This is a genomic window from Roseibium sp. LAB1 (assembly GCF_054658235.1).
This window is the reverse complement of sequence record NZ_BAAGIB010000002.1, coordinates 1,118,942-1,143,010: the sequence shown is the minus strand read 5'-3', so window position 1 is coordinate 1,143,010 and position 24,069 is coordinate 1,118,942. Positions and strand designations below refer to the sequence as shown.

Below are 24,069 nucleotides of genomic sequence, written 5' to 3'. Positions count from 1 at the left end.
TTTTTGCTTTTATTAATCCAACGAATGTTTGTGATTGAAATAATCACTTTTTGTGAAGTCAAAATTCTCAAAGCGCTTCGATTGAGGCAATGCGGCCGCACTGTGAAATCATTTCGCCATTAAATGGATGCCGTGTTAAACATGAGCATCCTTTATCAGTGAGGCGCTTATGCTCGACCTGGATCAGCTCCGGACCTTTGTGGCCATTGCCGAAAGCGGCAGCTTCACCAAGGCAGCGGACAATGTGCACAAGACGCAGTCGGCGGTGTCCATGCAGATGCGCCGACTGGAAGAGCGGATCGGCAAACCGCTGTTCGTCCGTGTCGGCCGTCAGTCCCGCCTGACCGAGCATGGCGAACGACTGCTTCATTACGCACGCAGGCTCGTTCAGCTCAATGACGAGACACTTTCCGCCTTCGATGACACGGAACTTGCCGGCCTCGTCCGCCTGGGTACGCCGGATGACTACGCCGACCGGTTCCTGCCGGAAATTCTGGCGCGCTTCTCCAGATCCAATCCGAAGGCCGAAGTCAGCGTTGTCTGTGCCCCGACACCCAATCTGGCCGACATGATCGCCGAGGGCGAACTTGATGTTGCTATCATCACCCACGTGCAGAAACGGGGCCGCAAGAACGTCGACCTCGTCCGGCGTGAGCCGTTGCTCTGGGTCGTTTCGGCCCGTCACGCGGTGGAAAACGAGTCGCCCCTGCCGCTGGCGCTCGGGCGTGCCACCTGCGACTGGCGCCGGGCAGCAATCAATGCTCTCAGCGACCAGATGCGCGAGCACCGGCTGCTTTATTCGAGCTGGAATTCGACGGCTGTCGGAGCCGCCGTTCTGGCCGGGCTTGCCATTTCCGTTCTGCCGGAATCGGCGCTTCGGTCCGGAATGCGAGTGCTGACGGAGGCCGAAGGCTTCCCGAAACTGCCCGATTGCGAGATAGGCATCATGCGGTCCTGGCACAACAATTCCCGTGTCACGGACGCGCTGGTCGAGCACATCGTCTCGTCGCTCGACAACCTCTCGGTGCCCCTGGCTGCCGAGTAGTTGCAACGGAGCGGAATTCCTGGACTGATTTCAAGAGCTTACCTAGAGAACTGATTCCGTCAGGCAAGCAAATTCCGATTGAATTGTAAAAAGTTGTGATGTATCTTCTGTAGATTAATTCGAATCTCAAATCTCACCACTGGTTTGTGGCTCATTTATAGGGTCCTTGCATGCATCACGCACTGGACATCGACCAACTTCGAACGTTTTTAGCGATCGCGGAGCTGGGCAGCTTCACCAAGGCTGGCGAAGCTGTGCACAAGACACAGTCGGCGGTTTCCATGCAGATGCGGCGGCTGGAAGAGCGTGTCGGCCAACCGATTTTCATCAAGGACGGTCGTCAGTCCCGACTGACGGAAAACGGCTTGCGGCTGGTCGAGTTTGCCCGGCGCATGATCATGCTGAACGACGAAACCCTGTCGGCCTTTAACGGCCAGAAGGAAGTCGGTCACGTGAAGCTCGGCGTGCCGGACGATTATGCCGACCGGCTGCTGCCGCAGGTGCTGGCAGCCTTCAACCGGCTCAACCCTTCCATTGAAGTGCAGGTGGAATGCCTGTCCAGTGTCCGGCTGACGGATGCGATCCGCGAAGGAACACTCGACGTCGCCATCACGACGTCCCAGGACACGATGGATCTGAGAGGCGAAATCATTCGCCGCGAACCACTCTACTGGGTCACGTCGACCCAGCATTCTGCCCATACCCAGGACATCGTCCGGCTGGCGCTCGGTCCGGTGACCTGTGGCTGGCGGCGGATTTCCATGGATGCTCTCGATCGTGCGGGACGCCCCTACCGGGTCTCCTACACAAGCTCAAGCGCCGCAGCCCTTGTTGGTGCCGTGCAGGCCGGGCTCGCGGTCACGGTGTTTCCGGAAAGCGCGATCCGGGACGGCATGCGCATTCTGGACGAGAAGGACGGGTTTCCGACGCTGCCTTATTGCGATATCGCTCTGCTGCGCTCGGATACCGCACGCGAAGCCATGCACGACACATTGTGCAATCACCTGGTGGCGGCCATCGGCAACGTTGGCAGCGGCACATCCCAAATGGCGGCGGAATAAACCTCCGCCGTCCGGTTTCTTCTCATGTCAGGGATGGACCTACCGGGCACGCAGCATCATCAGGTTGCCACCGATGACACAGGCCAGACCGGCGGCGGCCACTGGCGTCCACTGATAGCCTTCGAAAATGGTCGACAGAGTGAGAGCGACCACCGGGAACATCACGGTGGCATAGCCCGCCCGTGCCGAGCCGATGCGTCCGAGCAGGGTCAGGTAGGAGGCAAACGCGATCACAGAGGCAACCACCGCCAAATAGATCAGACTGCCGAGATAGTGGACCGACCATTCCACGGAAAAGCTCTGGCCGTGCAAGGCGGAAAACAGGCCCAGGAACACCATGCCGTAGACCATGCCCCAGGCCGTGGCAGGTGTAACGCCGATGCCGCGCCGCTGTGTGTCAGCCGACAGCATGTTGCCCAGGCAGAAGGACAGAGTACCGCCAACGCACATGGCCAGGCCGATGGCGGCTTCGCCGTTGAATTCGGCCCCGGCCAGCTTCGGCCAGAACATCAGGCCGATGCCGAGAAAGCCGAGCAGGCCAGCCACGAGTGCGATCGGGCTTGGCCGTTGGCCGAACAGGATCAAACCCAGAAACAGGTTGAAGATCGAGGCGGTGGAGAAGATCACCGCCAGCAGCCCGGACGGCAAAATGGCCGCGCCGTAATAAAACAGCGTGAAGTTGGTGGAGAACAGAAGCACGCCAAGACCGGCAAACCGCATGTGGTCCTGAAGCCCGAAGGCAAGATGATGTCCGCGAAAGCGCGCCCAAGCCATCATGATCGAGGCTGCCAGCACGAAGCGCCAGAACACCGAAACTTCAGGTGAGACCGTCGCCACCTGACCTTTCATCGCGATCCAGCTGAAGCCCCAGGCCAGCACCGTTACCGCGTAAAGACCATAGTCGGTTGCACTGAAACCGGCAGAGCCGGGCCGGAGGCTGGGGGATGCAACGCTCATGAAGGAACCGATCTAGAAGGGGGATGTTGTCACAAAGATTGGCGGTCCAGACACTTCAATGCAAATGATTGTTTTTGATGTTTTCATCAAGGTTGCGCATGGATAAGGTCTGTGTGGAACGGGAGCGGCAAAGCTCGCAGGCACCATTGAGGGCAAGATGCACTTTCTCGTCGTAGAGAACTATCAGCATACGGACCTCGGCATTCTGGGCCGGGTCGCCACGCAGGAAGGTTATAGCTGGAAGACCGTAAGGGCCTATGAGAGAGAGCTGCTCCCAACGACGACCGACGCGTTTATGGGATTGGTGGTGCTGGGGGGAGCCCAGGATGCACTGGCGGATGAAGCGTATCCGCATCTGCCGCAAGTCTGCGATCTGATCCGTGCCTTCGATGATGCCGAGAAGCCGGTTCTGGGCATTTGCCTAGGATCACAACTGATCGCCCGTGCCTTCGGCGGAGAAAACCTTCTTGGCCTGCCGGTGGAATTCGGCTGGCACGATGTGACACCAACGGACGCAGGCCAGGAGGATCCGGTGGTTGGCAAGCTCGGTACCGGGGCGCCGCAGTTCCACTGGCATTCCGATACGGTTACACTGCCTGATGGCGCCGTGCTACTGGCAAGCAGCGCCATGACACCGGTTCAGGCATTCCGCATGGGCCGTACGACCTACGCAATCCAGTTCCATTTTGAAACCGGCCTGCCCGAAGTCCGCAACTGGACGGAAACCTTCGCCGACGATATTCGGGCGCATACGCCGGACTGGCACAGCCGTTTCGACGCCGAAGCGACCCGCAATGCGGCGCAGGCCGACGAGACCGGCGCCGCAATTGCAAAGGCCTGGCTGTCTTTGCTTTGAACCCTTTCGCGCACAAACGCGTGTCCCGGGATTTTGTCATCCCGGTTTTCAGACAACCGGGGTTCCACCGGCCAGAACCGTCTGCATTGCCGTTTCGTCCAGGTTTCCTCCCGAAAGAATGATCCCCGCCTTCTTGCCTTGAAGTTTCGGCGCATCCTGAATCAGGGCGGCGAGGGCGGCAGCGCCTGCTCCTTCTGCAAGATTATGCGTATCGGCAAAAAGGATGCGGATGGCGGCAGCAATCTCGTCATCCGACACCGTCGCGATCCGGCTGGCGCGATTCCGCAGGATGTCGAGCGCCGGCTGCACCGGCTCCCGGCAGGCCATTCCGTCGGCGAAAGTGGCGGCCGTGTCCGTGGTGACGATTTTTCCGGCCTCGGCAGAAAGCCGGTAGGCGGGGGCGTTTTCCGTCACGATCGGCACGATCTCGGTTTTCAAGCCCAGCAGGTCGCGAACCGTTATCAGCCCGCAGGCACCGGACCCCATGCCGACCGGAACATAGACCACATCGAGGTCGCCATGCGCCTGGAAGAATTCCAAAGCGTAGGTGGCAACACCCAGGACGATGTTCTTGTGAAAGCTCGGCACCATCAGGAAGCCGCTTTCGCCGGCCAGCCGTTCGGCGGTTCGCCGGGAAATATCGAAGTCGCGACCGTCGATCACAAGGTTCGCACCGAAAGCCTTCATCGCCCGGTTCTTGCCCTCCGCATTGCCTTCGGGCACCACGATGGTGGCGGGCAGGCCAAGCGTGCGGGCGGCCAGGGCCATGGACTGGCCATGGTTCCCCCGGGTGGCTGTCACCACCCCACTGGGGCGGCCGTTTTCTTCGATATGTTTCTGGATAAAGACGATGGAACTGCGTGCCTTGAAGGCACCGATCGGCGTGTGGTTCTCGTGTTTTACCGCAATCTCCACGCCGAAACGCTCTTTCAGGAGTGGCCAGACATAACTTGGCGTTTCAGGCACCAGTTGGCGCACGATCGGAAAGGCGGCTTCAAGTTCGTCCAGGGTGAAAAGGGGTGTCATTTGCGTGGTCGGGCCTGATTGTTGGTATTGGTCGGCGGCGAGTATATCCCGGCGGCCGGTCCCGTCTTTCAGGATCCTGAACCTATTCGGGCTTGCGCGGCCAACAATCCTGCGTCAGGTTTGCTGGCCATGTCGCCGAACACTGTTCATACCCGGCTGGAATCAAGGTCCATCAAGCGGGAGATTGCCGGGCACAGGCTCAGCCTGCTGCCGGCCGTCGCCTATGACGTCGGCTTCGTGGCGGATACGGACACCATCGGCTTTGCCTTCGACGTTCAAACGGGCAGCCATGCCATTGCCTCGGACAGGCAAGAAGAGTTCGTCCGATTGCCCAACACGCTGGCTTTGACCCCAAGCGGTTGTGATATTCGCTCAAGGTCGGACACAGGTGGCGAATACCTTCTGCTCAGCGGCGGCAGTATCCGTCTTGCGGGCGATAGCTACCGGACCAATATCCCGTCGAAATCGGCTTCCGTGGCGGCGAGCAGACTGCGCAAGTGGTTGTTGTCGGACGCGCCGTTAGACCGTGTCGAAACCGAAGCATGCCTAAACGCGCTTGCCGAGGCCGGGCAAAAGCCGCAGCGCCCAGGCAAGGCGGCAAGATGGATGACGGGCAAACGTTTCCGGAGAGTGGCCGACAGGATCGAGGCCGATCTCGGGTCAGGCCTGACCGTTGCCGTTCTGGCGGAGGAGATCGGCGTTTCTGCAAGTTTCCTGAGCCGGGCCTTCTCGGCGTATTGCGGGCAGTCGCCTTATGACTACATCGTCAGCCGGCGGCTGCAGCGCGCTCGCGCGCTCATCGCCTCCACCGGGAAGCCGCTCGCGGAGATCGCGCTCTGTTCAGGATTTTCATCGCAAAGCCACATGACCGCCAGTTTCCGGACACGCCTCGGGATCAGTCCCTCGATGATCGCGCGTCCGGACCGGTGATCGGTCAGAGCACCAGGTTGTGACGGCCGACCTTGTTGATGTCGGTTTCGCCGCAAAGACCCATGGTGACATCCAGTTCCTTGTGCATGATCTGCAGCACCTTGGAGACACCTTCCTTGCCCATGGCACCAAGGCCATAGATGAAGGCGCGGCCGATGTAGGTGCTTTTCGCGCCCATGGCCACGGCCTTGAAGACGTCCTGACCGGACCGGATACCGCTGTCGAAATGCACTTCGATCTTGTCGCCGACCGCATCGACGATGTCCTGAAGCACCTCATAGGATGCAAGTGCACCGTCGAGCTGACGGCCACCATGGTTGGAGACGACGATCGCGTCTGCGCCGACCTCCGCCGCGATCTTCGCGTCCTCGACATCGTTGATGCCCTTGAGGATCAGTTTGCGCTTCCAGTGGGATTTCACCCATTCCACCGATGACCAGTCGAGGGTCGGGTCGAACTGGCTGTTGGTCCATTCGGCAAGTGAGGTCATGTCTCCAACGCCGGCCACATGGCCATGAATGTTGCCAAACTGGCGGCGCTTGGTCTGCATCATGTGCCAGCACCAGCGCGGCTTGAAGGCAAGGTCCAGCAACACGTGCGGCTTGGGCTTGGGCGGCGTGGACAGACCGTTTTTCAGGTCCTTGTGACGCTGGCCCAGCACCTGAAGATCGAGCGTGAGAACGAGTGCCGAACAGCCCGCAGCCGTTGCACGCTGCATCAGGTTTTCCGAAAAGCCCCGGTCGCGCATGACATAGAGCTGGAACCAGAACGGGTTCTTGGTGTTCTCGGCGACATCTTCGATGGAGCACACGCTCATGGTGGACAGCGTGAAAGGCACGCCGAATTCCTCGGCGGCCTGCGCGGCGAGAATCTCGCCATCGGCTCGCTGCATCCCTGTCAGACCGACGGGGGCAAGAGCGACCGGCATGGAGACGTCCTGGCCAACCATCGTGGTCTTGACCGTGCGGTTGTCGATGTTGCAGGCAACGCGTTGCCGCAGCTTCTGGCGCTGCAGCGCCGCTTCGTTTTCCCGGTAGGTGCTCTGTGTCCAGGACCCCGTATCCGCATAGTCGTAAAACATTTTCGGAACCCGGCGCCGAGCCAGGGCCTGCATGTCGGCAACATCGGTCACAACAGTCATCGATTTCCTCCTGAGGCTCACGAACGAGCCGGTTATCGGGTTCGTCTCAGGCCGGCCAGCTGTTCGCGCCGGTCCAGATCCTTCGTTTCGGCCAGGGTGCCGCGCACATAGTCGATATGGTCTTCCGAGGCCTGTCTTGCGCGGGCGGTATCCCCGGTCCGAATTGCGTCGGCGATGGCCTTGTGCTGCTGCAACAGCTCTATCCGCGCCGTCGGATGGTGGTAAAGCCTGCCCCGGTTGTAGAAGACACCGTTTTCCAGAAGGCGGTAACAGGAGCGCAGCGTGTGCAGCATCACCACGTTGTGGGCCGCTTCGCCGACCGCGTGGTGGAAGGCGACGTCCAGCCGGCTTTCCGCAGGAAGGTCTTCGACATCATGCGCTTCCTGCATCTGGCGAACAATGTCCTGAAGCCGGGCAAGATCGGACGGGGCGGCCCGCGCGGCCGCAAGGGCTGCAGCCTGGCTCTCGATGCCGCGCCGGAATTCGAAATAATCGTTCACTGCGCCCGGATGGCGGGCGATGAGTTGGATCACCGCTTCGGAAAAGATCGGGCCAATCAGGTCCGCAACATATGTGCCGCCGCCACGGCGTGATGCGATCAGCTCCCGGTCTTCAAGCGTTTTCAGCGCCTCGCGAAGCACCGGCCGGGAGACGTTCATCTGGTCGGCAAGGTCGCGCTCGGCGGGCAGTCTGTCGCCGGACTGAAGCACGCCTTTCAGGATCAGATCCTCGATCTGCTCCACGACGGCATTTGCCGTTTTCTGATGATCGACCGGCTGAAACATACCGCTCCCGCTCCATTGGTGACGCGGAAAATAGCGCCGCTTTCGAAATTGGTCAATTTTTTTGTCCAATTATTTGTTGCTGAAATGTCGCGCCGGAAACCCAATTGTCGGCTGCGGCAATAATGCCGATTGGTTTCCGCCATGCCTTAGGGGAATGTGAGAGAGACAGAACGCTACCAAAGTCGGGGTTGTTCCTTGGATCAGGGATCAGAAAACGGGTCCACCTTTCCTGCCTTCCGCACGTCTCCGCTCAGGGAAAAGGTGCTGGGGGAGGTTCACGCACGGCCGTTTCGCGCGTTGCCCTGTCCGCGGACTGTTCTCCACTACGCTTTCCTGACGGACGCGGACGAAGCTGCCAGAGATCATGCCTGGCTGTCCGAATTCTGCATTTCCCGCGGCGGGCACGGACCCGCACCCGGTGCCCGGCATCATACGGTCAATTTCGGCGGTGGCACCTTGAGTTGGGAGCAGCACGCGGAATTCACCACATACACTTGGGATGGAGCTGCCCACGAGCAGACCATTTTCGGGCAGGTGCCGATAAACCATCCCTTTGGCGCCGCGTTTCGGGCTCCGGGAGATCTGCTGGTCGCTGTCAGGCTGGAACTGCGTGGTGGCGACGAGGGCAAGGAGTGGCGGAGCCAGTTCGATGAAGGCAGCCTGACGGTCTCCAATCTGGAAGATGGAGCCGCCATGGTCGCAACCGACTTCCGGCAGGATGGCGACGGTCTCACACGGCTCCTGGTCTGCAACCGGACCCTGAGCGACGTTCAGTCCGGCGCCATTGTCCAGAGGCTTCTGGAAGTGGAAACCTACCGCACGCTGGCCATGCTGGGGTTGTTCGAGGCAACGAGACTTCAACCCGACATCCGGCGCTTCGAGATCGAGCTGGCGGAACTGACCGGTCAGATGCAGGAGACCTCCGCGCTGGGCGCCAACCAGGAGCTTCTGGACAAATTGAGCGGCCTGGCCGCGGCACTTGAAGCAGGGGCGACGGCCAGCACCTTCCGGTTCGGCGCGAGCCGCGCCTATGACCAGATCGTCCGGGCGAGGCTCGAGACCCTGCGCGAAGACGCTGCCTCCGGCGAACTTTCAATGGCATCTTTCCTCGTCCGTCGGCTTGCCCCGGCCATGCGCACTTGCCAGGCCATAGAGGACCGCCAGGCGATGCTCTCGCGCAAGCTGGCGCGGGCCACCACGCTGTTGCGCACCCGTGTCGATGTCGAACTGGAAGAACAGAACCGCTCGCTGCTGGAGTCCATGAACCGGCGCGCGCACCTTCAGCTTCGCCTGCAGCAAACCGTCGAAGGCCTGTCCGTCGCGGCCGTGAGCTACTACGTCGTCGGCCTGATTTCCTATCTCGCGAAAGCCGCCAAGGAAACCGGCCTGCCTCTGCCCGATTCCAACGTTATGACCGGCATATCCGTTCCGGTGGTCGTGCTGGTGATCTGGTGGACGGTCAAGCGCATCCGCCAGCAACATGGTGAACACTAGGGGCTGCAACACGGAAAACCCGTGCAGCAGGCTGGTCCCGTCGGTGTGACTCCGGATTGCCGGCTCCCGCGTCCAGGATCCCGCACGCAGAACAGTTTGGTTCTCAAACATGAAAAAGGCCGGGTTCCCCCGGCCTTTGCTGTATTCTCTTCGAGACAGGCTTACTTGCTCGAACCGTCTTCGTTGTATTGGTTCAAGTAGGCGATCACGTTCTCGCGGTCGTCTTCCTTCTTCAGACCTGCAAAAGCCATCTTGCCCTTCGGAATCATGTCCTTCGGCTTGGTCAGGTAGGCATCGAGCGTCTCGACGTCCCATACCTTGCCATCGGCCATTTCGAGCAGGTTTGCGGAATACTTGTAGCCATCAACCGCGCCCCAGGCCCGGCCGACAATACCATTCAGTTCGGGACCGACCTTGTTCTTGGCGTCAGGTCCAACCGCGTGGCAGGCGGCGCATTTCTTGAAAACTTTCTCACCCTTGGCAGGGTCGCCGTCGGCGCTAGCCTGAACGGTCAGGGCCAGAAGCGCGGTTCCGGCGATCATCAGCAGTCGCTGCATATGTGTCTCCCTCGGTTTGGGTGTTCAAACCCCCGCCAACAGAACAGGATGTCACACGTTGATGCAAGTGACGGACCGTCGCATCCCGTCAGAACCGCTCACGATCATCCCGGGGGCCCCTGCACCAAGTCGGGATTTCAGCCTGCCCGGGCATTGCTTGGCAGGCGTAGCCAGTCTTCCAGCCCATGATCCCAATAGGGCGACGAGCCATAGAGACCTGCAAGGAAATCGATGAAGACGCGCACCTTGGCGGGGAGGAACTGGCGACTGGGATAAACGGCATAAAGGCCGACATCCTTCGAAGCCCGGTACTGCGGCAGCAGAATCTGCAATTTTCCTTCACGCAGTTCCGGGCCGACGTCCCAGGTGGAGCGGAGCGCGACACCGACCCCTGCCAACAGGCACTCGCGCACGACCTCGTTGGAATTGGTCTTGACCGGTGCCTGCGTGCGCACCGTCTCGATGCCGTCCGGACCCGCCAGGCGCCAGGGGTCCTGGTTGGTCGCGGCAATGGTGACGTGATTGGCGACAAGATCCTCGATGCTTTCCGGCATGCCGTATTTTTCCAGATAGGCGGGGCTGGCGCACAGGATGCGGTGCACCGGTGCAAGACGGCGGGCCACAAGGCTCGAATCGGAAAGCTCTGCAATGCGGATGGCAAGATCGTAACCGTCGCCGACAATGTCGACGAAATCGTCGGAGAGATCGAGATTCACGGACAGATCGGAATTCTCGGCCAGGAAATTGCCGAGGTGAGGGGCAATGTGCAGACGGCCAAAGGAGGTCGGTACCGCGACCTTCAGATTGCCGCGTGCCTTGGCAGAACCTCGCGAGACGAACGATTCGGCTTCTTCCACGGACGCAAGAATGGCGACCACACGCTCGTAAAAGCCCTGTCCGGCCTCGGTCATGGCGATCTGGCGCGTCGTGCGTTGCAGCAGCCTTGTCCCGAGTTTTTCCTCCAGACGCCGGATGCGTTTGGAGACGACTGCGGGCGACAGGCTCATTTCGCGGCCGGCTGCCGACATGCTGCCGGCGCTCACCACCCTTGCGAAAATCTCCATGTCGGTCAGATTGCTCATTTTCAATCTCTCAGAAAGACAATTAGTATTTGCCGGTCGTTTCCCTCGGGCACGAACCTTGCCAGACTTGGGCAAGGGTAATTCACTGCCATCTCATGTTACGTAGGACCAATTCAACTGGATCAACGTATTTATAGGTATAAGGAGTTCGTTTCGTGACCGCCATTGCGATGCCCGCACCCGATCAGGCCGTGTTGGCCCGCCGCCAGGAGATCCTGGGCGCGCTTCAGGCAATTGTGCCCGGAGAAGGGGTGATCCATGACGAACGCGAAATGCGCGCCTACGAGACCGACGCGCTGACGGCATACCGCCAGTTGCCTCTGATCGTCGTCCTGCCGGAAACGGTCGAGCAGGTCTCCAGGGTTCTGAAATATTGCCACGACAACGACGTTAAGGTCGTCCCCCGTGGGGCGGGAACCTCGCTGTCGGGCGGTGCACTGCCCCTGGAAGACGGCGTTCTGCTGTCGATGATGAAGTTCAACCGTGTCCTCGACATCGACTATGAGAACCGGGCCGTGGTCGTCCAGCCAGGTGTTACCAACCTGGGCATTACACGCGCGGTCGAACACGAGGGCTTCTATTACGCACCGGATCCGTCCTCTCAGATTGCCTGTTCCATCGGTGGCAACATTGCCGAAAATTCCGGCGGTGTGCACTGCCTGAAGTACGGCCTGACCACCAACAATGTTCTGGGCCTTGAAATGGTGCTGGTCACCGGCGAGGTCATCCGTCTTGGCGGCAAGCATCTGGATAGCGAGGGCTATGACCTGCTGGCGCTGATGACCGGTTCGGAAGGTCTGCTCGGGGTCGTGACCGAAGTTACCGTGCGCATCCTGCAAAAACCCGAGACTGCACGAGCACTCCTGATCGGGTTTCCGACCAGCGAGGACGGCGGCCGCTGCGTGGCCGAAATCATCGCCGCCGGCATCATTCCCGGGGGCATGGAGATGATGGACAAGCCCGCCATTCACGCAGCGGAGGATTTCGTCAACGCGGGGTATCCGCGCGATGTCGAGGCCTTGCTGATCGTGGAGCTGGACGGTCCGGAAGGCGAGGTCGATTATCTGATCGGCCGGGTGGAGGAAATCGCCAAGGCCAACCAGGCCAGCCATGTGCGTATTTCCGAAAGTGAAGAAGAGCGCATGACCTTCTGGGCGGGCCGCAAGGCGGCGTTTCCGGCGGTCGGCCGTATCTCTCCGGATTACCTGTGCATGGACGGCACGATCCCGCGCCGCGAGCTGCCGAAGGTGCTGGCCAGAATGCGGGAGCTGTCCGAAAAACACGGGCTTGGTGTCGCCAACGTCTTTCACGCCGGCGACGGCAATCTGCACCCGCTGATCCTCTACGATGCCAACAAGCCTGGCGAGCTGGACGCAGCCGAGGCCTTTGGTGCAGATATCCTGAGACTGTGTGTTGAGGTCGGCGGCGTTTTGACCGGGGAACACGGCGTCGGTATCGAAAAGCGCGACCTGATGACGGACATGTTCACCGAAGCGGATCTGAAGCAGCAGCAGCGTGTCAAATGCGCTTTCGACCAGAAGCATCTCCTCAATCCGGGTAAGGTTTTTCCGGTGCTGCACCGCTGCGCCGAACTCGGCAAGATGCATGTACACAAGGGCCAGTTGCCCTTTCCAGATATTCCGCGGTTCTGAGGGCAAGGCATGGACGCAATAATGAAACCGCGAAACACCGGAGACGTGGAAAAGGTGGTGGCCTGGGCCGCCGCCGAAGACCAGCCTCTGGAAATTATCGGCCAGGGCTCGAAGCGGGCGCTCGGGCGCCCCGTGCAGGCCGCCCATGTTCTGGATCTTTCGGGACTGACGGGCGTGGAGAGTTACGAACCGGCAGAGCTGGTGCTGACCGTGAAGGCCGGCACGCCGATTACCGAGGTCGAGAAGCTGGTCGACGACAACGGCCAGGAACTATCGTTCGAACCGATGGATTTCGGCCCGCTTCTGGGCAGCGCTCCGGCGCAGGGCACAATTGGCGGCGTGCTGGCGGCAAACCTGTCCGGCCCCCGCCGGATCAAGGCTGGTGCCGCTCGGGATCACGTGCTTGGCATGGAAGCGGTATCCGGACGCGGCGAAATCTTCAATTCCGGCGGCAAGGTGGTCAAGAACGTCACCGGTTACGACCTGCCGCGGGCTCTGTGCGGTGCCTATGGCACGCTTGCCGTCGCAACAACCGTGACACTGAAGGTCAATCCCAAGCCGGAGACCTCGGCGACATTCATGCTGTCCGGACTGACTGACGACGACGGCATCAAGGCGTTGTGCCAGGCCATGGGGTCGTCGGCGGAAGTCTCCGGTGCCGCCCATCTACCTGCGGGCGTTAACGGAGGCAGCAGCTCGACCGTATTGCGCCTGGAAGGGTTCTCCACTTCGGTGGACTACCGTTTCAAGACCCTGCAGGCATTGCTGGGTCCCTACGGCACCCCCGCGCGGCTGGAGGAGATGGAAACCGGGGCGCTCTGGCAGACAATCCGGGATGTGAAACCCTATGCCGGCGGCGAAACACCCGTCTGGCGGATTTCCGTCGCCCCGACGGCAGGGCCTCAACTGGTTGCGGGCCTGAGAGAAGCGTTCGAGCTTCAGGCGTACTACGACTGGAGCGGCGGTCTTGTCTGGCTGTCCTGTCTGGACGGCAACCTTCACGAGGTGGACATCAGGGCAGCGGTGGCTGCGGTCGGTGGTGGTCATGCGATGCTTGTGCGGGCCGATGCGTCCCAGCGATCCAATGCTTCGGTGTTTCAACCACAGCCGGCTCCTCTGGCAGCCCTGTCGCGCCGCCTGAAAGAACAGTTTGACCCGAAAGGCATCCTAAATCCTGGAAAAATGGTCAGCGGCGTGTAGTGTGACGGCATAATCATCACGCGCATTTCAAACGGAGCGCCTTCATGGATCAACAGTCCGAAGTTTCCGGTTACATGGAGCCTGGCGGCAAGAACGCCACGCTCATCTATATTCTTTATCTGGCAAACATCATTGTGCCGTTCACCGCCATTGTCGGCGTCATCTTTGCCTATCTCAACAGGGGCAACGGCTCGGCCTGGGTCGACAGTCACTACACCTATCAGATCCGCACCTTCTGGATCGGGCTGCTGCTCGGCATTGTCAGCGGTCTTCTGACCCTGGTTCTGATCGGGTTCCTGATGCTGATCGCCGTGCTGATCTGGATGATCGTCCGTTGCATCAAGGGGCTTCAGCTTGCAGGCCGCAACGAGCCTGTGCCCAATCCGGAAACCTGGATGTTCTGACCAACGGGCAATGCCCGCCCGCTGTGTGCGGTACGGGCCTCGAACGTTCAAGAAAGATTGCCGGAGCGGCAGGAATTACTGCGCCGGCAGGCACTTCACTGTCACGTCATAGCCGTAACCATCGCGCTGGTGCGTGGTGTTTTTCAGCGACCACTTGTTCTTTTCAGCCTTGTTCTTCTTCGCCGCCACGGCGTCCAGTTCGAAATAGGCCTTGGCGGACACGGTCCAGGTCTTGCTGAGCGCGGCGGACTTCTTCATGCCACCCTTCAACACTTTGTCCAGATTGAGCGAGCACGCCTGCACCGGATCCCAGCCCTGCCACTTCACCTTGGCCATCGGGATCACCGGCTTGTAGGAAATGGAAACCGTGCGCTTGGTGCCCGCACCGACATCGCGGTTCTGGAAGCTCTTGCTCCACAACGCACCGTCCGCTTCGAAATACTGCACGTTCTTGAAGGAACCGACCTTCATGGCAACAATGCGCTCGCCGCTGGTTGCCTTGGCCGACAGGCGCAGCAGGAACCGGTGATTGCCGGATTTGATCTTGGTGTAGTTGTAGGAATTGGCTTTCACTTCGACAGGATTGACGTCGATACCGTCGCGTTTGACGTCCACGTTTTCGATCCAGTCCTTGGCCATGGCGCCGGTTGCAACGCTGGCCAGAACGGCGGTCAGAACGGCTGTTTTTGAAATGGTCTCAATCATCAAATAAATTCCTTGTTTGGCATTACTGTTGTCCACGCTTCGCAACCTAGGCACCCGAGGTTGAACCGGTTCTGAGTGCGCCATTTATCCGGGGTTCATGTTCCCGCCTTTCGGCTCACGGGTCCGGGAAGCGGTGGGACAAAAAGTTCGTGCCGGCAAAACCGTTGTGCCGCAAAGGTGCCTTGTGCCGCCCTTCTTCAGACCGTACGATCCGCCTCGCTCGGAAGGAGAAACCCGAAACGACGGGTCATTGAGGGATACGGGGAGCAATGCAGACAAATTTCACCGCAGAGCAGCTGAAGGACAGTCACGTCGCAGCGTCGGAAAAGATCCTGCGCAAATGTGTGCACTGCGGTTTCTGTACAGCCACGTGCCCGACCTTCACGCTGCTGGGAGACGAACTCGACAGCCCCCGGGGCCGGATCTACCTGATCAAGGATATGCTGGAGAACGACCGCCCGGCGGACGCGACCATCGTCAAGCATATCGACCGGTGCCTGTCCTGCCTTGCCTGCATGACCACCTGTCCGTCCGGCGTGCATTACATGCATCTGGTCGATCACGCCCGCATTCATATCGAAAAGACCTACAAGCGTCCGCTCCCGGACCGCGTGATGCGCTCGATCCTTGCATTCGTGCTGCCTCATCCGAAACGGTTCCGGCTTGCCCTGATTGGTGCATATTTCGGCCGGCCTTTTGCGGGTCTTCTGAAGATGATGGGGGGGCCGCTTGCCCGCATGGGTGCCATGCTGGAACTGGCACCGGCCAAGGCGCCGGGCCGCGGACAGCTGGAAGGACCCGGGGTCTTCACGCCTGACATCCCCAAACGCAAGGGGCGTATTGCGCTTCTCAGCGGCTGCGCCCAGCCTGTCCTCAATCCCGGCATCAACGATGCGACCATCCGGCTCTTGCGCAGGGCCGGGTACGAGATCGTGCTGCCTGAGGGCGAGGTCTGTTGTGGGGCGCTTGTTCATCACATGGGCAAGGAAGAAGCGTCCCTGGAAAACGCCCGTCGCAATGTCGACGTCTGGATGAAGGAAGCCGAGGGCGAGGGACTGGATGCGATTCTCATCACCGCATCCGGTTGCGGCACCACCATCAAGGACTACGGCTTCATGCTGAAGGACGATCCAGCCTATGCCGAAAAGGCGGCCCGGGTGTCAGACCTTGCAAAGGACGTGACCGAGTTTCTGACCGGTGTCGACCTTGGCGAGCCGCCAATGAAGCCCGGCCTGACGGTTGCCTACCACTCGGCCTGTTCCATGCAGCACGGCCAGAAGATCACCCGCCAGCCGAAAGATCTGCTGACGGCCGCGGGCTTTGCCGTGAAGAATGTTCCCGAAGGCCACCTGTGCTGCGGTTCGGCCGGAACTTACAACATTCTCCAGCCGGAGATTGCCCGCCGCCTTCGTGACCGCAAGGTCGCCAATATCGAAAAGACCCGGCCGGACGTGATCGCCACCGGCAATATCGGCTGCATGACGCAGATCGGTCTTGGCACCGAAATACCGATCCTGCACACGGCGGAACTGCTCGACTGGGTCTATGGTGGTCCTCAACCGGAAAGTCTGACACCGGTCCTCCAGCAGCGCGACGCGGCGGAATAGGCAGAGGGAACGGCGGGGAGAGCTCCTTGCGGGCTCGCAGCCCGTCAGCTCTCCCGCGTGCCCAGTTGTACCGGCGTCTTGTCTCCGTCCGGGGAACCGTCGACAGGTTGTCCGGCCAGCCGCAGCGTACGTTCCAGCAGTTCCTCGTAGATCGGACGCCCGCCCATGTGGTGCGCCGTCAGCGAGGCCGTCGTGCAGGTGATCAGCACGGGCATGATGAGTGAATAGGCGCCGGTCAGTTCCATCACCAGAACCACACCGACGAGCGGCGCGCGCACGGATGCGGCGAAGAACCCGCCCATGGCGGCAACCGCACATGCGCTCCGGAAATCGTCTTCCACCGGCAGCAGCTCCGCGGATGCGACACCGAACGCGAGACCGGCGCAGGTTGCGATCGACAGCATAGGCGCGAAGATGCCGCCCGGCACACCGGATGCATAGGAAAACAGAACCCCGCCGAAACGAAACAGCGTCAGCACCAACAGCGTGATCACTCCGTAATTCGACAGGATGAGGTCGTGGACCAGTTCTTCTCCGCCGCTGGTGGCCGCCGGAAGGGCGTTCAGCAGCAGGCCTGTTGCCGCACCGATGACCAGCGCCGGCACCCAGCGAAGCCCGGAAGGAATTTTCAGAAAGAGATCCATGACAGTGATCAGCGCCCGATTGAAAAACACACCGAGCGCGCCAAGGAAAATTCCGAGAACCGCCAGCAGCGCGAAGCTCCAGACCGGCACATAGCCGACATCAACCTGCAGTGGCGGGCCGATATGGGTCAGCTGTTCTGTAATGGCCGCGCTCAGGATCGAGGCGATGATGACAGCCATATAGGTGCGATAGCCGAAGGGGAATTGCCGGCGGGTTTCCTCAACGATGAACAGGATGGCGGCAAGCGGGGCGTTGAACGCGGCCGCCAGCCCTGCGGCGGCCCCGGCAGCCAGAAGGCCCTTGTGGTCATCGGGCGACAGATCCTGCGAACGCGACAAGGCCTCCGCGGTCATCGCGCCCATATGGATCGTGGGACCTTCCCGCCCGAGCACAAGCCCTGATCCGAGCGCCAGCAGACCACCGAAAAACTTGGCGATGAGAACACGCGGCCAATGCAGCGGCCGCTTGTCTTCCATTGCCCCTTCGATTTCCTGGATCCCGCTGCCGGCTGCTTCAGGGGCGATCCGCCTCACCAGAAGATAGGCACCCGTGACACAGGCGGCCGATATCGCCATGGATACCGCGTAAGGCATGTACCCCGTTCCGAGTGCCCCCCGAAGCGCGGCATAATGGGCAAACAGGAAATCCAGCCCGGTGTGGAAGCCGGTCGCCAAACCGCCGACCATAATGCCGACCAGCGTGGCCTTGAAAAAATAGGCGGCATCCGAACGGACCGAAAAGGAGGAGAGTGGGTCTTTCATGCCGCGGTCCTGAAAGAGCTTTGGGAAAACAGCTGCAGGCCGGCGATTCGACCCTTGTTGCCATCAGACTGCAAAGAAAAGCCGGACCCCGCAACAAAAACGCGCGGCACGGCCGCGCGTCTGAATTCCGTTCGCCGGAATGCGGGAAGCCTGGTCAGATTACATGCACCGTGGTGCCGACCTTGACCCGCTCGTATAGGTCCATGACGTCCTCGTTGCGCATGCGGATGCAGCCGGAGGAAACCGCGTGACCGATGGTCCAGGGCTGATTGGAGCCGTGGATGCGGTAGAGCGTCGAGCCGAGATACATGGCGCGCGCACCAAGCGGGTTTTCCGGGCCGCCAGCCATGAACGTCGGCAGGTCAGGGCGGCGCTTGCGCATTTCCGCCGGCGGACGCCAGTCCGGCCATTCCGCCTTGCGGGTGACCTTGTGCGTGCCCGCCCATTCGAAACCGGGCTTGCCGACGCCAACACCATAGCGCCGTGCCGTACCGTCGTTCTGAACCAGATACAGGTAACGTTCGTTGGTATCGATCACGATCGTGCCGGCCTTGTGCGGGCCATCATAGTTCACGATGGTCGGCAGGAACTGCGGCGCGATCTGCCGGGATTGCGGCGCTCTTGCCTGGCGTTGCGGCTGTTGGCGCACCGGTTGCTGGCGTGGCGACCACCAGTTGGCGCGGCGCACTTGCGGCTGCTGCTGGACACGCGGCTGCTGAACACGCTGCTGTTTGAACTGATACCGCTGCTTTGTCGAGCGTCGCTGCACCTGTGGCTGCAACTGCAGCATCCAGGGCTCGGTCAGGTTCGGGCTGAGCACGAGCGGTGGCGGCGAGACCTGGCCCGCGGTTGCCGGAACACCGGCAAGGCCGGAGGAAAGAACCAGGACACCGGCGAACCCGAGTGCCTTGGGAAGCATATTACGCAGCAGGAACATGGCAGTACTCATCAACTTGTCATCGACCACGTTCAGCGGCCTTTTACAGCCGCCGGTTAACGGATTGGCAAGGATGATAAGCAGCTCAGGCTGTTGCAAAGATGAATCCGGCGCAGGGAAATCAGGTAATCTTTTCTTATGGTTAGTCGTTGGTTGAGGAACAGGCTTAATGAAATCCTAGGCGACGCGGATGTGACCTGAGTGACCTTTTGAGTCCGTTTGAAAAGACTGTGCTTTCCAGGAATCCTTGGTTAACGCACGCGATGCCGGGCGTCGCGCGCCACAAGCGGCAGGATCGGCCGCGTCTGCTGCATCGACATCCCCGGCTTGATGCGCGGATCATAAAGCATGTTCAAAATGATCTGGTCGAACACCGTGAAGCGGCTGTGGCGCGAGGAATCGTTAAAGACAGAATGGGTGAGCTGCTCGTCATCATTCATCGGGCCGAGGCCCTGCAGAAGTTCCTCGACAAGGCAACGTTTGAACAGGAACTCGCCTTCGTCGGAAACGATGACCGCCGCCGAACGCTTGATGCCCTTGCGTCCTGAAACGACACGAACAAGGCATCGACCCGGGACCCGGGCATGATCGTTCTTGTAGATGTCCTTCTTCACGACCGGTTCATACTGAGCCCGGTCCACCACATAGACTTCGAAATTCGCAGCGGCAGGATCGTTGGTGATATCGGTTGTCAGCCCGCCGACGCGGTTGCCGATTTCCCGGACGAACCGGTGAACAGTCTGCGTCCTGTCGCGTGCAGACAGATTATGGACATAAAACAGGACCGGGGTTGTGAACTTCTTGACCAGATATGGGCGCCAGCTCCAGCTACGGTATTCGAGACCGAACACGGTCTTCTCGAATCCAGCCAGCAACTCTTCCGTCGAAAAGGAATCGGCTGCTGCCGCCGGGGAGCTCAAGCTGACAGGGCCTGTAAGAAGGAGCAGACAGGTCAATAGGAAGCGCATGAAATTCATTTAGGTCAAAGCACCGTTTGCAGCCACATTGGCCTGAGGGTCATGCCTGATCATGCGCGCAGCAGTTCGTTGTTAAAGCCTGTCGAGGATAACCAAAGCGTCGCCGGGTGGAAAGCCAAGAAACCGTTACCAAACACCAAATTACGCCGTTGGGTGCGCCAAGCATTGAAAAAACAATTCTTTAAACTTCGCGCGCTATAAGGGTTCCTATTGCGATTTAAGAAAGCCTGCAGGGGCGGGGAACGGGAGTAGGCATGGCCGCGGTGAAAAGATCCTTTCGAGCGGAAAGCTTGATACGCATGAATTCCGGGGCGAACGAGACCCCCGCCTATGCTGAAGAACGTCGTCACCAGGAAGTTTTGGCAGAGATCGCCAGCCTCAAATCCATGCTGAAGAACGGGCCGGACCAACAGGCACCGCTTGATCCGGAAGCCATGAGCGCAAAGTTCATGGCCGAGTTCCGCAAGGAACTGTCCGAGGCAGCCAAGCTCAAGGTCGAACTGGACGCCATCTACGAGGCAATCGCCCAGACGAAGCGCGAGATCGCGACGCTGCATCACACGACTGGTTCCAAGGGCGAGGAGATGACCCGGGTCACCAACGAGCTTGACGCCGTGGTGATCGGAACGGAAGGGGCGACCGAAACGATCCTGGCGTCTGCCGAGTTCATCGACGAGACCGCCAACACGCTGTCCGCGCGTCTTGGCAAGGAAGACGCCGAACTGGCAAACGATATTCAGGACAAGGTCATCCAGATCTTCGAGGCCTGCAACTTCCAGGATCTGACCGGCCAGCGCATCACCAAGGTGGTATCGACACTACGGTTCGTCGAAGATCGCATCATGCAGATGATGGACATCTGGGGCGGCATCGAAACCTTCAAGGACATCGAAGTCGAACAGCGTGACCACAAGGAAGGCGACGCTGCCCTGCTCAACGGTCCGGCGCTGGAAAGCGACATCGATGTGGCAACCCAGGACGATATTGACGCCCTGTTCGCCTGAGACGCCTCTCAAATCAGACATTGCAAAACCCGGCCGGATTGGCCGGGTTTTGTTTTTTTGGGTCCGGCAGCTCGCATTTCGGGTTGCCTTGCGGTTTCGTCGAGGCTACCAAGGCGTGAACAAATGGTGAATATCGAGGCATCGCATGGCGCAGCAGAAACCGGCGGAAACGTCACATAGGGAACGCGACCCGGTGACAGGCCTTCTGTTGGGTGACGATGACAGGAACCGCTGCTGGTGGCATGGCGGGCTGGAGGACTACCAGCGCTATCACGACACCGAGTGGGGCTGGCCGGTTGACGAGGACAGGCGTCTTTTTGAGAAAATCTGTCTGGAAGGGTTTCAGTCTGGCCTGTCCTGGCTGACCATCCTGCGCAAGCGCGACGCCTTCCGGGCCGCCTTTGCCAATTTCGAATTCGAGCAGGTGGCAAAGTTTACGGAAGCGGATGTTGAACGCTGTCTTCAGGACAGCGGTATTGTCCGCCATCGCCGCAAGATCGAATCCACCATCAACAACGCCCGGCGGGCACTGGAGCTGAGGCAGGAGTTCGGCACGCTCGCCGCCTACTTCTGGTCGTTCGAGCCGAAACCGGAAAACCGTCCGGAAAAACTGGATTTCGCGACGGCGAAAACCCTGGGCAAGACGGCGGAAAGCACGGCGTTGTCGAAGGATTTGAAAAAACGCGGCTGGAGTTTTGTCGGCCCGACCACAGTCTATGCCTTCATGCAATCGATGGGCATGGTCAACGACCACCTGGAAGGTTGCTGTTGCCGCGAAAGCGTCGAGGCGGTCCGCACGGCGTTCAAACGTCCGGTGCGGCGCTGAAGGCGTTCAGGTCTTTAAGAGTTGCAAGGCATCATTTCCAACCATTGTCCACGAACTCGCCGGTTCGTTCACCCGTAAGAAGGTGGGGGCCGGGCCGGTCGGCCACCCGTGCTTTGCCATTTCCATGGCTAGCCAACCTCGGCAGAAAACGCAGGGCTGAGAACTGGCACAGATGGATTCCCTTCCCCCTTGTGGGGAAGGGTTAGGGATGGGGGTATTCGGCGAAGTCGAAAAAGCACCGGAAACAAGCAACGCCCGCAATGATGTGACGCGGCTCGGAAACGCTGCGGAGCGCCTACCCGACCACCTTTGCCTTCAGCGGAGAAAACAGCCGGTTTTCCTTGGAGAACACATAGTCCAACGTTTCGACGGTTACGGTTTCCGCACCTTCTTCGATCAAGAGCTGAGCGCAGTCGGCAACGGCGTCCTTGGGGCACAGAACGCTGACATGATGCAGGTCGTCGACCTCTGAAAAGCGTTGCTGGGCGCCGACATTGCTGACGGACCGAAGGGCCTGCGTGCGGTCGGCGACCACGGCTTTCACCAGTTTGACGTTGCGCGCGGCGTCTTCCGCGGCCACCCGGTCGAGAATTGCCCGGGCTGCACCAAGGGCGGTGGCTGACCAGTCGGCGTTGAGCGAAGCCACGAGATTGGCCTGGCTCTTCAGCATCACGCCGTCAGTCAGGATTTTCAGGTTGTTGGCCTGCAGCGTCGAGCCGGTGGTGGTGATGTCGACGATGAGTTCCGCGGACCCGGCTGCCGGTGCGCCTTCAGTCGCGCCTGCACTTTCCACGATGCGATAGTCGGCTATGCCGTGACCGGCAAAGAACGAACGGGTGAGATTGACGTATTTGGTCGCAACACGCAGACGGCGGCCATGTCGATTGCGGAAATCGGAAGCGACATCTGACAGATCCGCCATGGTTTCAACGTCGATCCACGCCTTGGGCACGGCAACCACCACATCTGCCGGGCCGAAGCCGAGCGGAGTGACGATGTGGACCGTGCTTTCCGGATTGGCGATGTTCTCATGCACGAGATCCAGGCCGGTGATGCCGAAATGGACCGTGCCGTCGGAAAGTTCCCGTGCAATTTCTGAAGCCGACAGGAAGGCGATTTCCACATTCGGCAGACCCTTGATGGCACCGCGATAATTTCGTGCGCCGCCGGGCTGCACCACCTTCAGGCCCGCACGGCCGAAGAACTCGTGCGTGTTTTCCTGCAGGCGACCCTTGGAGGGGATGGCGATAATCAGTTTGCTCATGACCTAACACTCGCTGCAATCCGGTCGAGCCACATTGAAAAGCCGATGGCCGGTACGTCGTCTTCAGCCCCCAGAAGCGTCACCAGCTTGTCGTAGCGGCCGCCGCCGACCAGCGGACCTTCCACCGGCGGATTGATGGCGTGAATCTCGAAGACAAAGCCGGAATAATAATCGAGGCGGCGGCCGAACTCGGCTGCGAATGTCAGCCGGGAAGGGTCGATGCCTTTGGTGTTCAGGGCCGCAAGACGTTGTTCGAATGCGGCAATGGGCGTGTCCAGCCCAAGGCCGAAATCGCGTGCAAAATCGCGCAGTACGCTGGCGGCGCTGGCACCGTCCGCCTTCAGGGCCAGATAGGCTGAAAGTGTTTCCGCCGCCTTGTCGTGGCCACGGGCGCCACTGGCAAGGGCAGCCTGTTCCAGGAAACGGTCGGCGATTTCGCTGGGAGTACGTCCGCCGACGGCTGAAATTCCGGCAATCGACAAAAGATCCTCGACGACCGCGTGGGCAGCCTCAGGATCAGCTCCTTCCAGGGCCGACAGGAAGCCGAGGCGGACGTCACGGCTGTCATCATCGGACGCCGAAGCACCGGCCATGCGGGTGATCGCGGCGGTCAGACGGTCTGTCTCGCCAAAGAGATCACGCAGGCGGCGGCGCCACACGGTCGGCAGATCGAGACCTTCCAGCACGGCAGCAAAAAGCGTCTCGTCGCCGATGCGGATGACGATGTCCGACAGGCCGAATTCTTCCAGTGCCTTGACGGACAGCGCAAGCAGATCGGCATCGGCTTCGGCGGTGTCCGTACGGCCGAGACTTTCGGCACCAAGTTGCGGGATTTCCCCCAGACCGTCCGGCCGCTGCCGGAACACCGGGCCGTTGTAGCAATAGGCGGCGGGAAGCTTGACGGCGTCCTGCGCCAGATGATGACGGCAAACCGGAATGGTGAAGTCGGGGCGCAGGCACAGGTCGAGCCCGTCGGTGCCGCTGGTCAGATACAGCCGGCGGCGGATATCCTCGCCGGTCAGGTCCAGAAAGACGTCCGCCGGTTGCAGGATCGGCGGGCTGACCTCGTCATGGCCCGCGGCCCTGAACAGGCCGAGCACCGTTTCGATCTTTTCCGGATCCAGTCCGGTTACCTGTGCCGCCCCGCTCATGT

The 24,069-nt window shown here is 60.4% G+C and carries 23 protein-coding genes; 11 read left to right on the top strand and 12 right to left on the bottom strand.

The window, feature by feature from the left end:
• The first annotated feature begins 169 nt into the window (after positions 1-169).
• Positions 170-1,045, top strand: coding sequence for a LysR substrate-binding domain-containing protein (locus ACYQ54_RS15175; RefSeq protein WP_460083666.1), 876 nt, complete (start codon positions 170-172; stop codon positions 1,043-1,045).
• Between the two features lie 170 nt (positions 1,046-1,215).
• A complete protein-coding gene (locus ACYQ54_RS15170) occupies positions 1,216-2,106 on the top strand; it encodes a LysR substrate-binding domain-containing protein (protein ID WP_460083665.1) in 891 nt (296 codons plus the stop codon).
• A 39-nt stretch (positions 2,107-2,145) separates the two neighbouring features.
• Here the strand turns inward: ACYQ54_RS15170 and ACYQ54_RS15165 are convergent, their stop codons facing one another.
• Positions 2,146-3,063, bottom strand: a complete 918-nt coding sequence (locus ACYQ54_RS15165) for a DMT family transporter (protein ID WP_460083664.1) — start codon at positions 3,061-3,063, stop codon at positions 2,146-2,148.
• Positions 3,064-3,220: 157 nt separating this feature from the next.
• Here ACYQ54_RS15165 and ACYQ54_RS15160 point away from each other — a divergent pair, with 157 nt between their 5' ends.
• Positions 3,221-3,919 carry a type 1 glutamine amidotransferase gene (locus ACYQ54_RS15160; RefSeq protein WP_460083662.1) on the top strand — a complete coding sequence of 233 codons (699 nt, stop codon included), beginning with the start codon at positions 3,221-3,223 and terminating at the stop codon, positions 3,917-3,919.
• A gap of 48 nt (positions 3,920-3,967) precedes the next feature.
• Here ACYQ54_RS15160 and ACYQ54_RS15155 read toward each other — a convergent pair whose 3' ends face one another.
• Positions 3,968-4,945: a threonine dehydratase gene (locus ACYQ54_RS15155; RefSeq protein ID WP_460083660.1), complete on the bottom strand. Its 978-nt coding sequence runs from the start codon at positions 4,943-4,945 to the stop codon at positions 3,968-3,970.
• Positions 4,946-5,074: 129 nt separating this feature from the next.
• On the opposite strand from ACYQ54_RS15155, the gene ACYQ54_RS15150 reads away from it, so the two are divergent.
• Entirely contained in the window at positions 5,075-5,875 is an 801-nt protein-coding gene (locus ACYQ54_RS15150; RefSeq protein WP_460083658.1) for a helix-turn-helix transcriptional regulator, read from the top strand.
• A gap of 4 nt (positions 5,876-5,879) precedes the next feature.
• Here ACYQ54_RS15150 and ACYQ54_RS15145 read toward each other — a convergent pair whose 3' ends face one another.
• Together ACYQ54_RS15145 and ACYQ54_RS15140 are read right to left on the bottom strand one after the other, a co-directional pair.
• Positions 5,880-7,016 carry an alpha-hydroxy acid oxidase gene (locus ACYQ54_RS15145; RefSeq protein WP_460083657.1) on the bottom strand — a complete coding sequence of 379 codons (1,137 nt, stop codon included), beginning with the start codon at positions 7,014-7,016 and terminating at the stop codon, positions 5,880-5,882.
• Between the two features lie 32 nt (positions 7,017-7,048).
• Entirely contained in the window at positions 7,049-7,801 is a 753-nt protein-coding gene (locus ACYQ54_RS15140) for a FadR/GntR family transcriptional regulator (RefSeq protein ID WP_460083655.1), read from the bottom strand.
• A 195-nt stretch (positions 7,802-7,996) separates the two neighbouring features.
• On the opposite strand from ACYQ54_RS15140, the gene ACYQ54_RS15135 reads away from it, so the two are divergent.
• Positions 7,997-9,295 carry a DUF3422 family protein gene (locus tag ACYQ54_RS15135; protein WP_460083653.1) on the top strand — a complete coding sequence of 433 codons (1,299 nt, stop codon included), beginning with the start codon at positions 7,997-7,999 and terminating at the stop codon, positions 9,293-9,295.
• 161 nt (positions 9,296-9,456) lie between these two features.
• Here ACYQ54_RS15135 and ACYQ54_RS15130 read toward each other — a convergent pair whose 3' ends face one another.
• Together ACYQ54_RS15130 and ACYQ54_RS15125 are read right to left on the bottom strand one after the other, a co-directional pair.
• A complete protein-coding gene (locus tag ACYQ54_RS15130; protein WP_460083651.1) occupies positions 9,457-9,852 on the bottom strand; it encodes a c-type cytochrome in 396 nt (131 codons plus the stop codon).
• A gap of 137 nt (positions 9,853-9,989) precedes the next feature.
• Positions 9,990-10,934 carry a LysR family transcriptional regulator gene (locus ACYQ54_RS15125; RefSeq protein ID WP_460083649.1) on the bottom strand — a complete coding sequence of 315 codons (945 nt, stop codon included), beginning with the start codon at positions 10,932-10,934 and terminating at the stop codon, positions 9,990-9,992.
• A gap of 170 nt (positions 10,935-11,104) precedes the next feature.
• Here ACYQ54_RS15125 and ACYQ54_RS15120 point away from each other — a divergent pair, with 170 nt between their 5' ends.
• Genes ACYQ54_RS15120 through ACYQ54_RS15110 form a run of 3 tightly spaced genes read left to right on the top strand, consistent with a single transcriptional unit; the run spans position 11,105 to position 14,190 of the window.
• Complete coding sequence (locus ACYQ54_RS15120; RefSeq protein ID WP_460084825.1) at positions 11,105-12,586, top strand: FAD-linked oxidase C-terminal domain-containing protein; 1,482 nt, start codon at positions 11,105-11,107, stop codon at positions 12,584-12,586.
• A 9-nt stretch (positions 12,587-12,595) separates the two neighbouring features.
• Positions 12,596-13,786: a glycolate oxidase subunit GlcE gene (gene glcE / locus ACYQ54_RS15115; RefSeq protein ID WP_460083648.1), complete on the top strand. Its 1,191-nt coding sequence runs from the start codon at positions 12,596-12,598 to the stop codon at positions 13,784-13,786.
• 44 nt (positions 13,787-13,830) lie between these two features.
• Complete coding sequence (locus tag ACYQ54_RS15110; protein ID WP_460083646.1) at positions 13,831-14,190, top strand: DUF4870 family protein; 360 nt, start codon at positions 13,831-13,833, stop codon at positions 14,188-14,190.
• Positions 14,191-14,265: 75 nt separating this feature from the next.
• Here the strand turns inward: ACYQ54_RS15110 and ACYQ54_RS15105 are convergent, their stop codons facing one another.
• The gene (locus tag ACYQ54_RS15105; RefSeq protein WP_460083644.1) at positions 14,266-14,895 is read right to left on the bottom strand and encodes a hypothetical protein; all 630 of its coding nucleotides are present in this window, start codon (positions 14,893-14,895) and stop codon (positions 14,266-14,268) included.
• A 269-nt stretch (positions 14,896-15,164) separates the two neighbouring features.
• On the opposite strand from ACYQ54_RS15105, the gene glcF reads away from it, so the two are divergent.
• Positions 15,165-16,502 (top strand): glycolate oxidase subunit GlcF, encoded by a 1,338-nt coding sequence (gene glcF / locus ACYQ54_RS15100; RefSeq protein ID WP_460083642.1) that lies wholly within the window; start codon positions 15,165-15,167, stop codon positions 16,500-16,502.
• 44 nt (positions 16,503-16,546) lie between these two features.
• Here glcF and clcA read toward each other — a convergent pair whose 3' ends face one another.
• The 3 genes from clcA to ACYQ54_RS15085 all read right to left on the bottom strand — a co-directional run bounded on the left by clcA (position 16,547) and on the right by ACYQ54_RS15085 (position 19,765).
• Positions 16,547-17,908, bottom strand: a complete 1,362-nt coding sequence (gene clcA / locus ACYQ54_RS15095) for a H(+)/Cl(-) exchange transporter ClcA (protein WP_460083640.1) — start codon at positions 17,906-17,908, stop codon at positions 16,547-16,549.
• Positions 17,909-18,062: 154 nt separating this feature from the next.
• Complete coding sequence (locus tag ACYQ54_RS15090; RefSeq protein ID WP_460083638.1) at positions 18,063-18,857, bottom strand: L,D-transpeptidase; 795 nt, start codon at positions 18,855-18,857, stop codon at positions 18,063-18,065.
• A gap of 239 nt (positions 18,858-19,096) precedes the next feature.
• Positions 19,097-19,765 (bottom strand): DUF2927 domain-containing protein, encoded by a 669-nt coding sequence (locus ACYQ54_RS15085; protein WP_460083636.1) that lies wholly within the window; start codon positions 19,763-19,765, stop codon positions 19,097-19,099.
• A gap of 311 nt (positions 19,766-20,076) precedes the next feature.
• On the opposite strand from ACYQ54_RS15085, the gene ACYQ54_RS15080 reads away from it, so the two are divergent.
• Positions 20,077-20,826 (top strand): protein phosphatase CheZ, encoded by a 750-nt coding sequence (locus tag ACYQ54_RS15080; protein ID WP_460083634.1) that lies wholly within the window; start codon positions 20,077-20,079, stop codon positions 20,824-20,826.
• A gap of 145 nt (positions 20,827-20,971) precedes the next feature.
• Positions 20,972-21,652 (top strand): DNA-3-methyladenine glycosylase I, encoded by a 681-nt coding sequence (locus ACYQ54_RS15075; RefSeq protein ID WP_460083632.1) that lies wholly within the window; start codon positions 20,972-20,974, stop codon positions 21,650-21,652.
• A 295-nt stretch (positions 21,653-21,947) separates the two neighbouring features.
• On the opposite strand, the gene hisG is transcribed toward ACYQ54_RS15075, so the two are convergent.
• A complete protein-coding gene (gene hisG, locus ACYQ54_RS15070; protein WP_460083631.1) occupies positions 21,948-22,916 on the bottom strand; it encodes an ATP phosphoribosyltransferase in 969 nt (322 codons plus the stop codon).
• Positions 22,913-24,067, bottom strand: a complete 1,155-nt coding sequence (locus ACYQ54_RS15065) for an ATP phosphoribosyltransferase regulatory subunit (protein ID WP_460083629.1) — start codon at positions 24,065-24,067, stop codon at positions 22,913-22,915. The genes hisG and ACYQ54_RS15065 overlap by 4 nt, the downstream gene beginning before the upstream one ends.
• Positions 24,068-24,069: the final 2 nt, after the last annotated feature.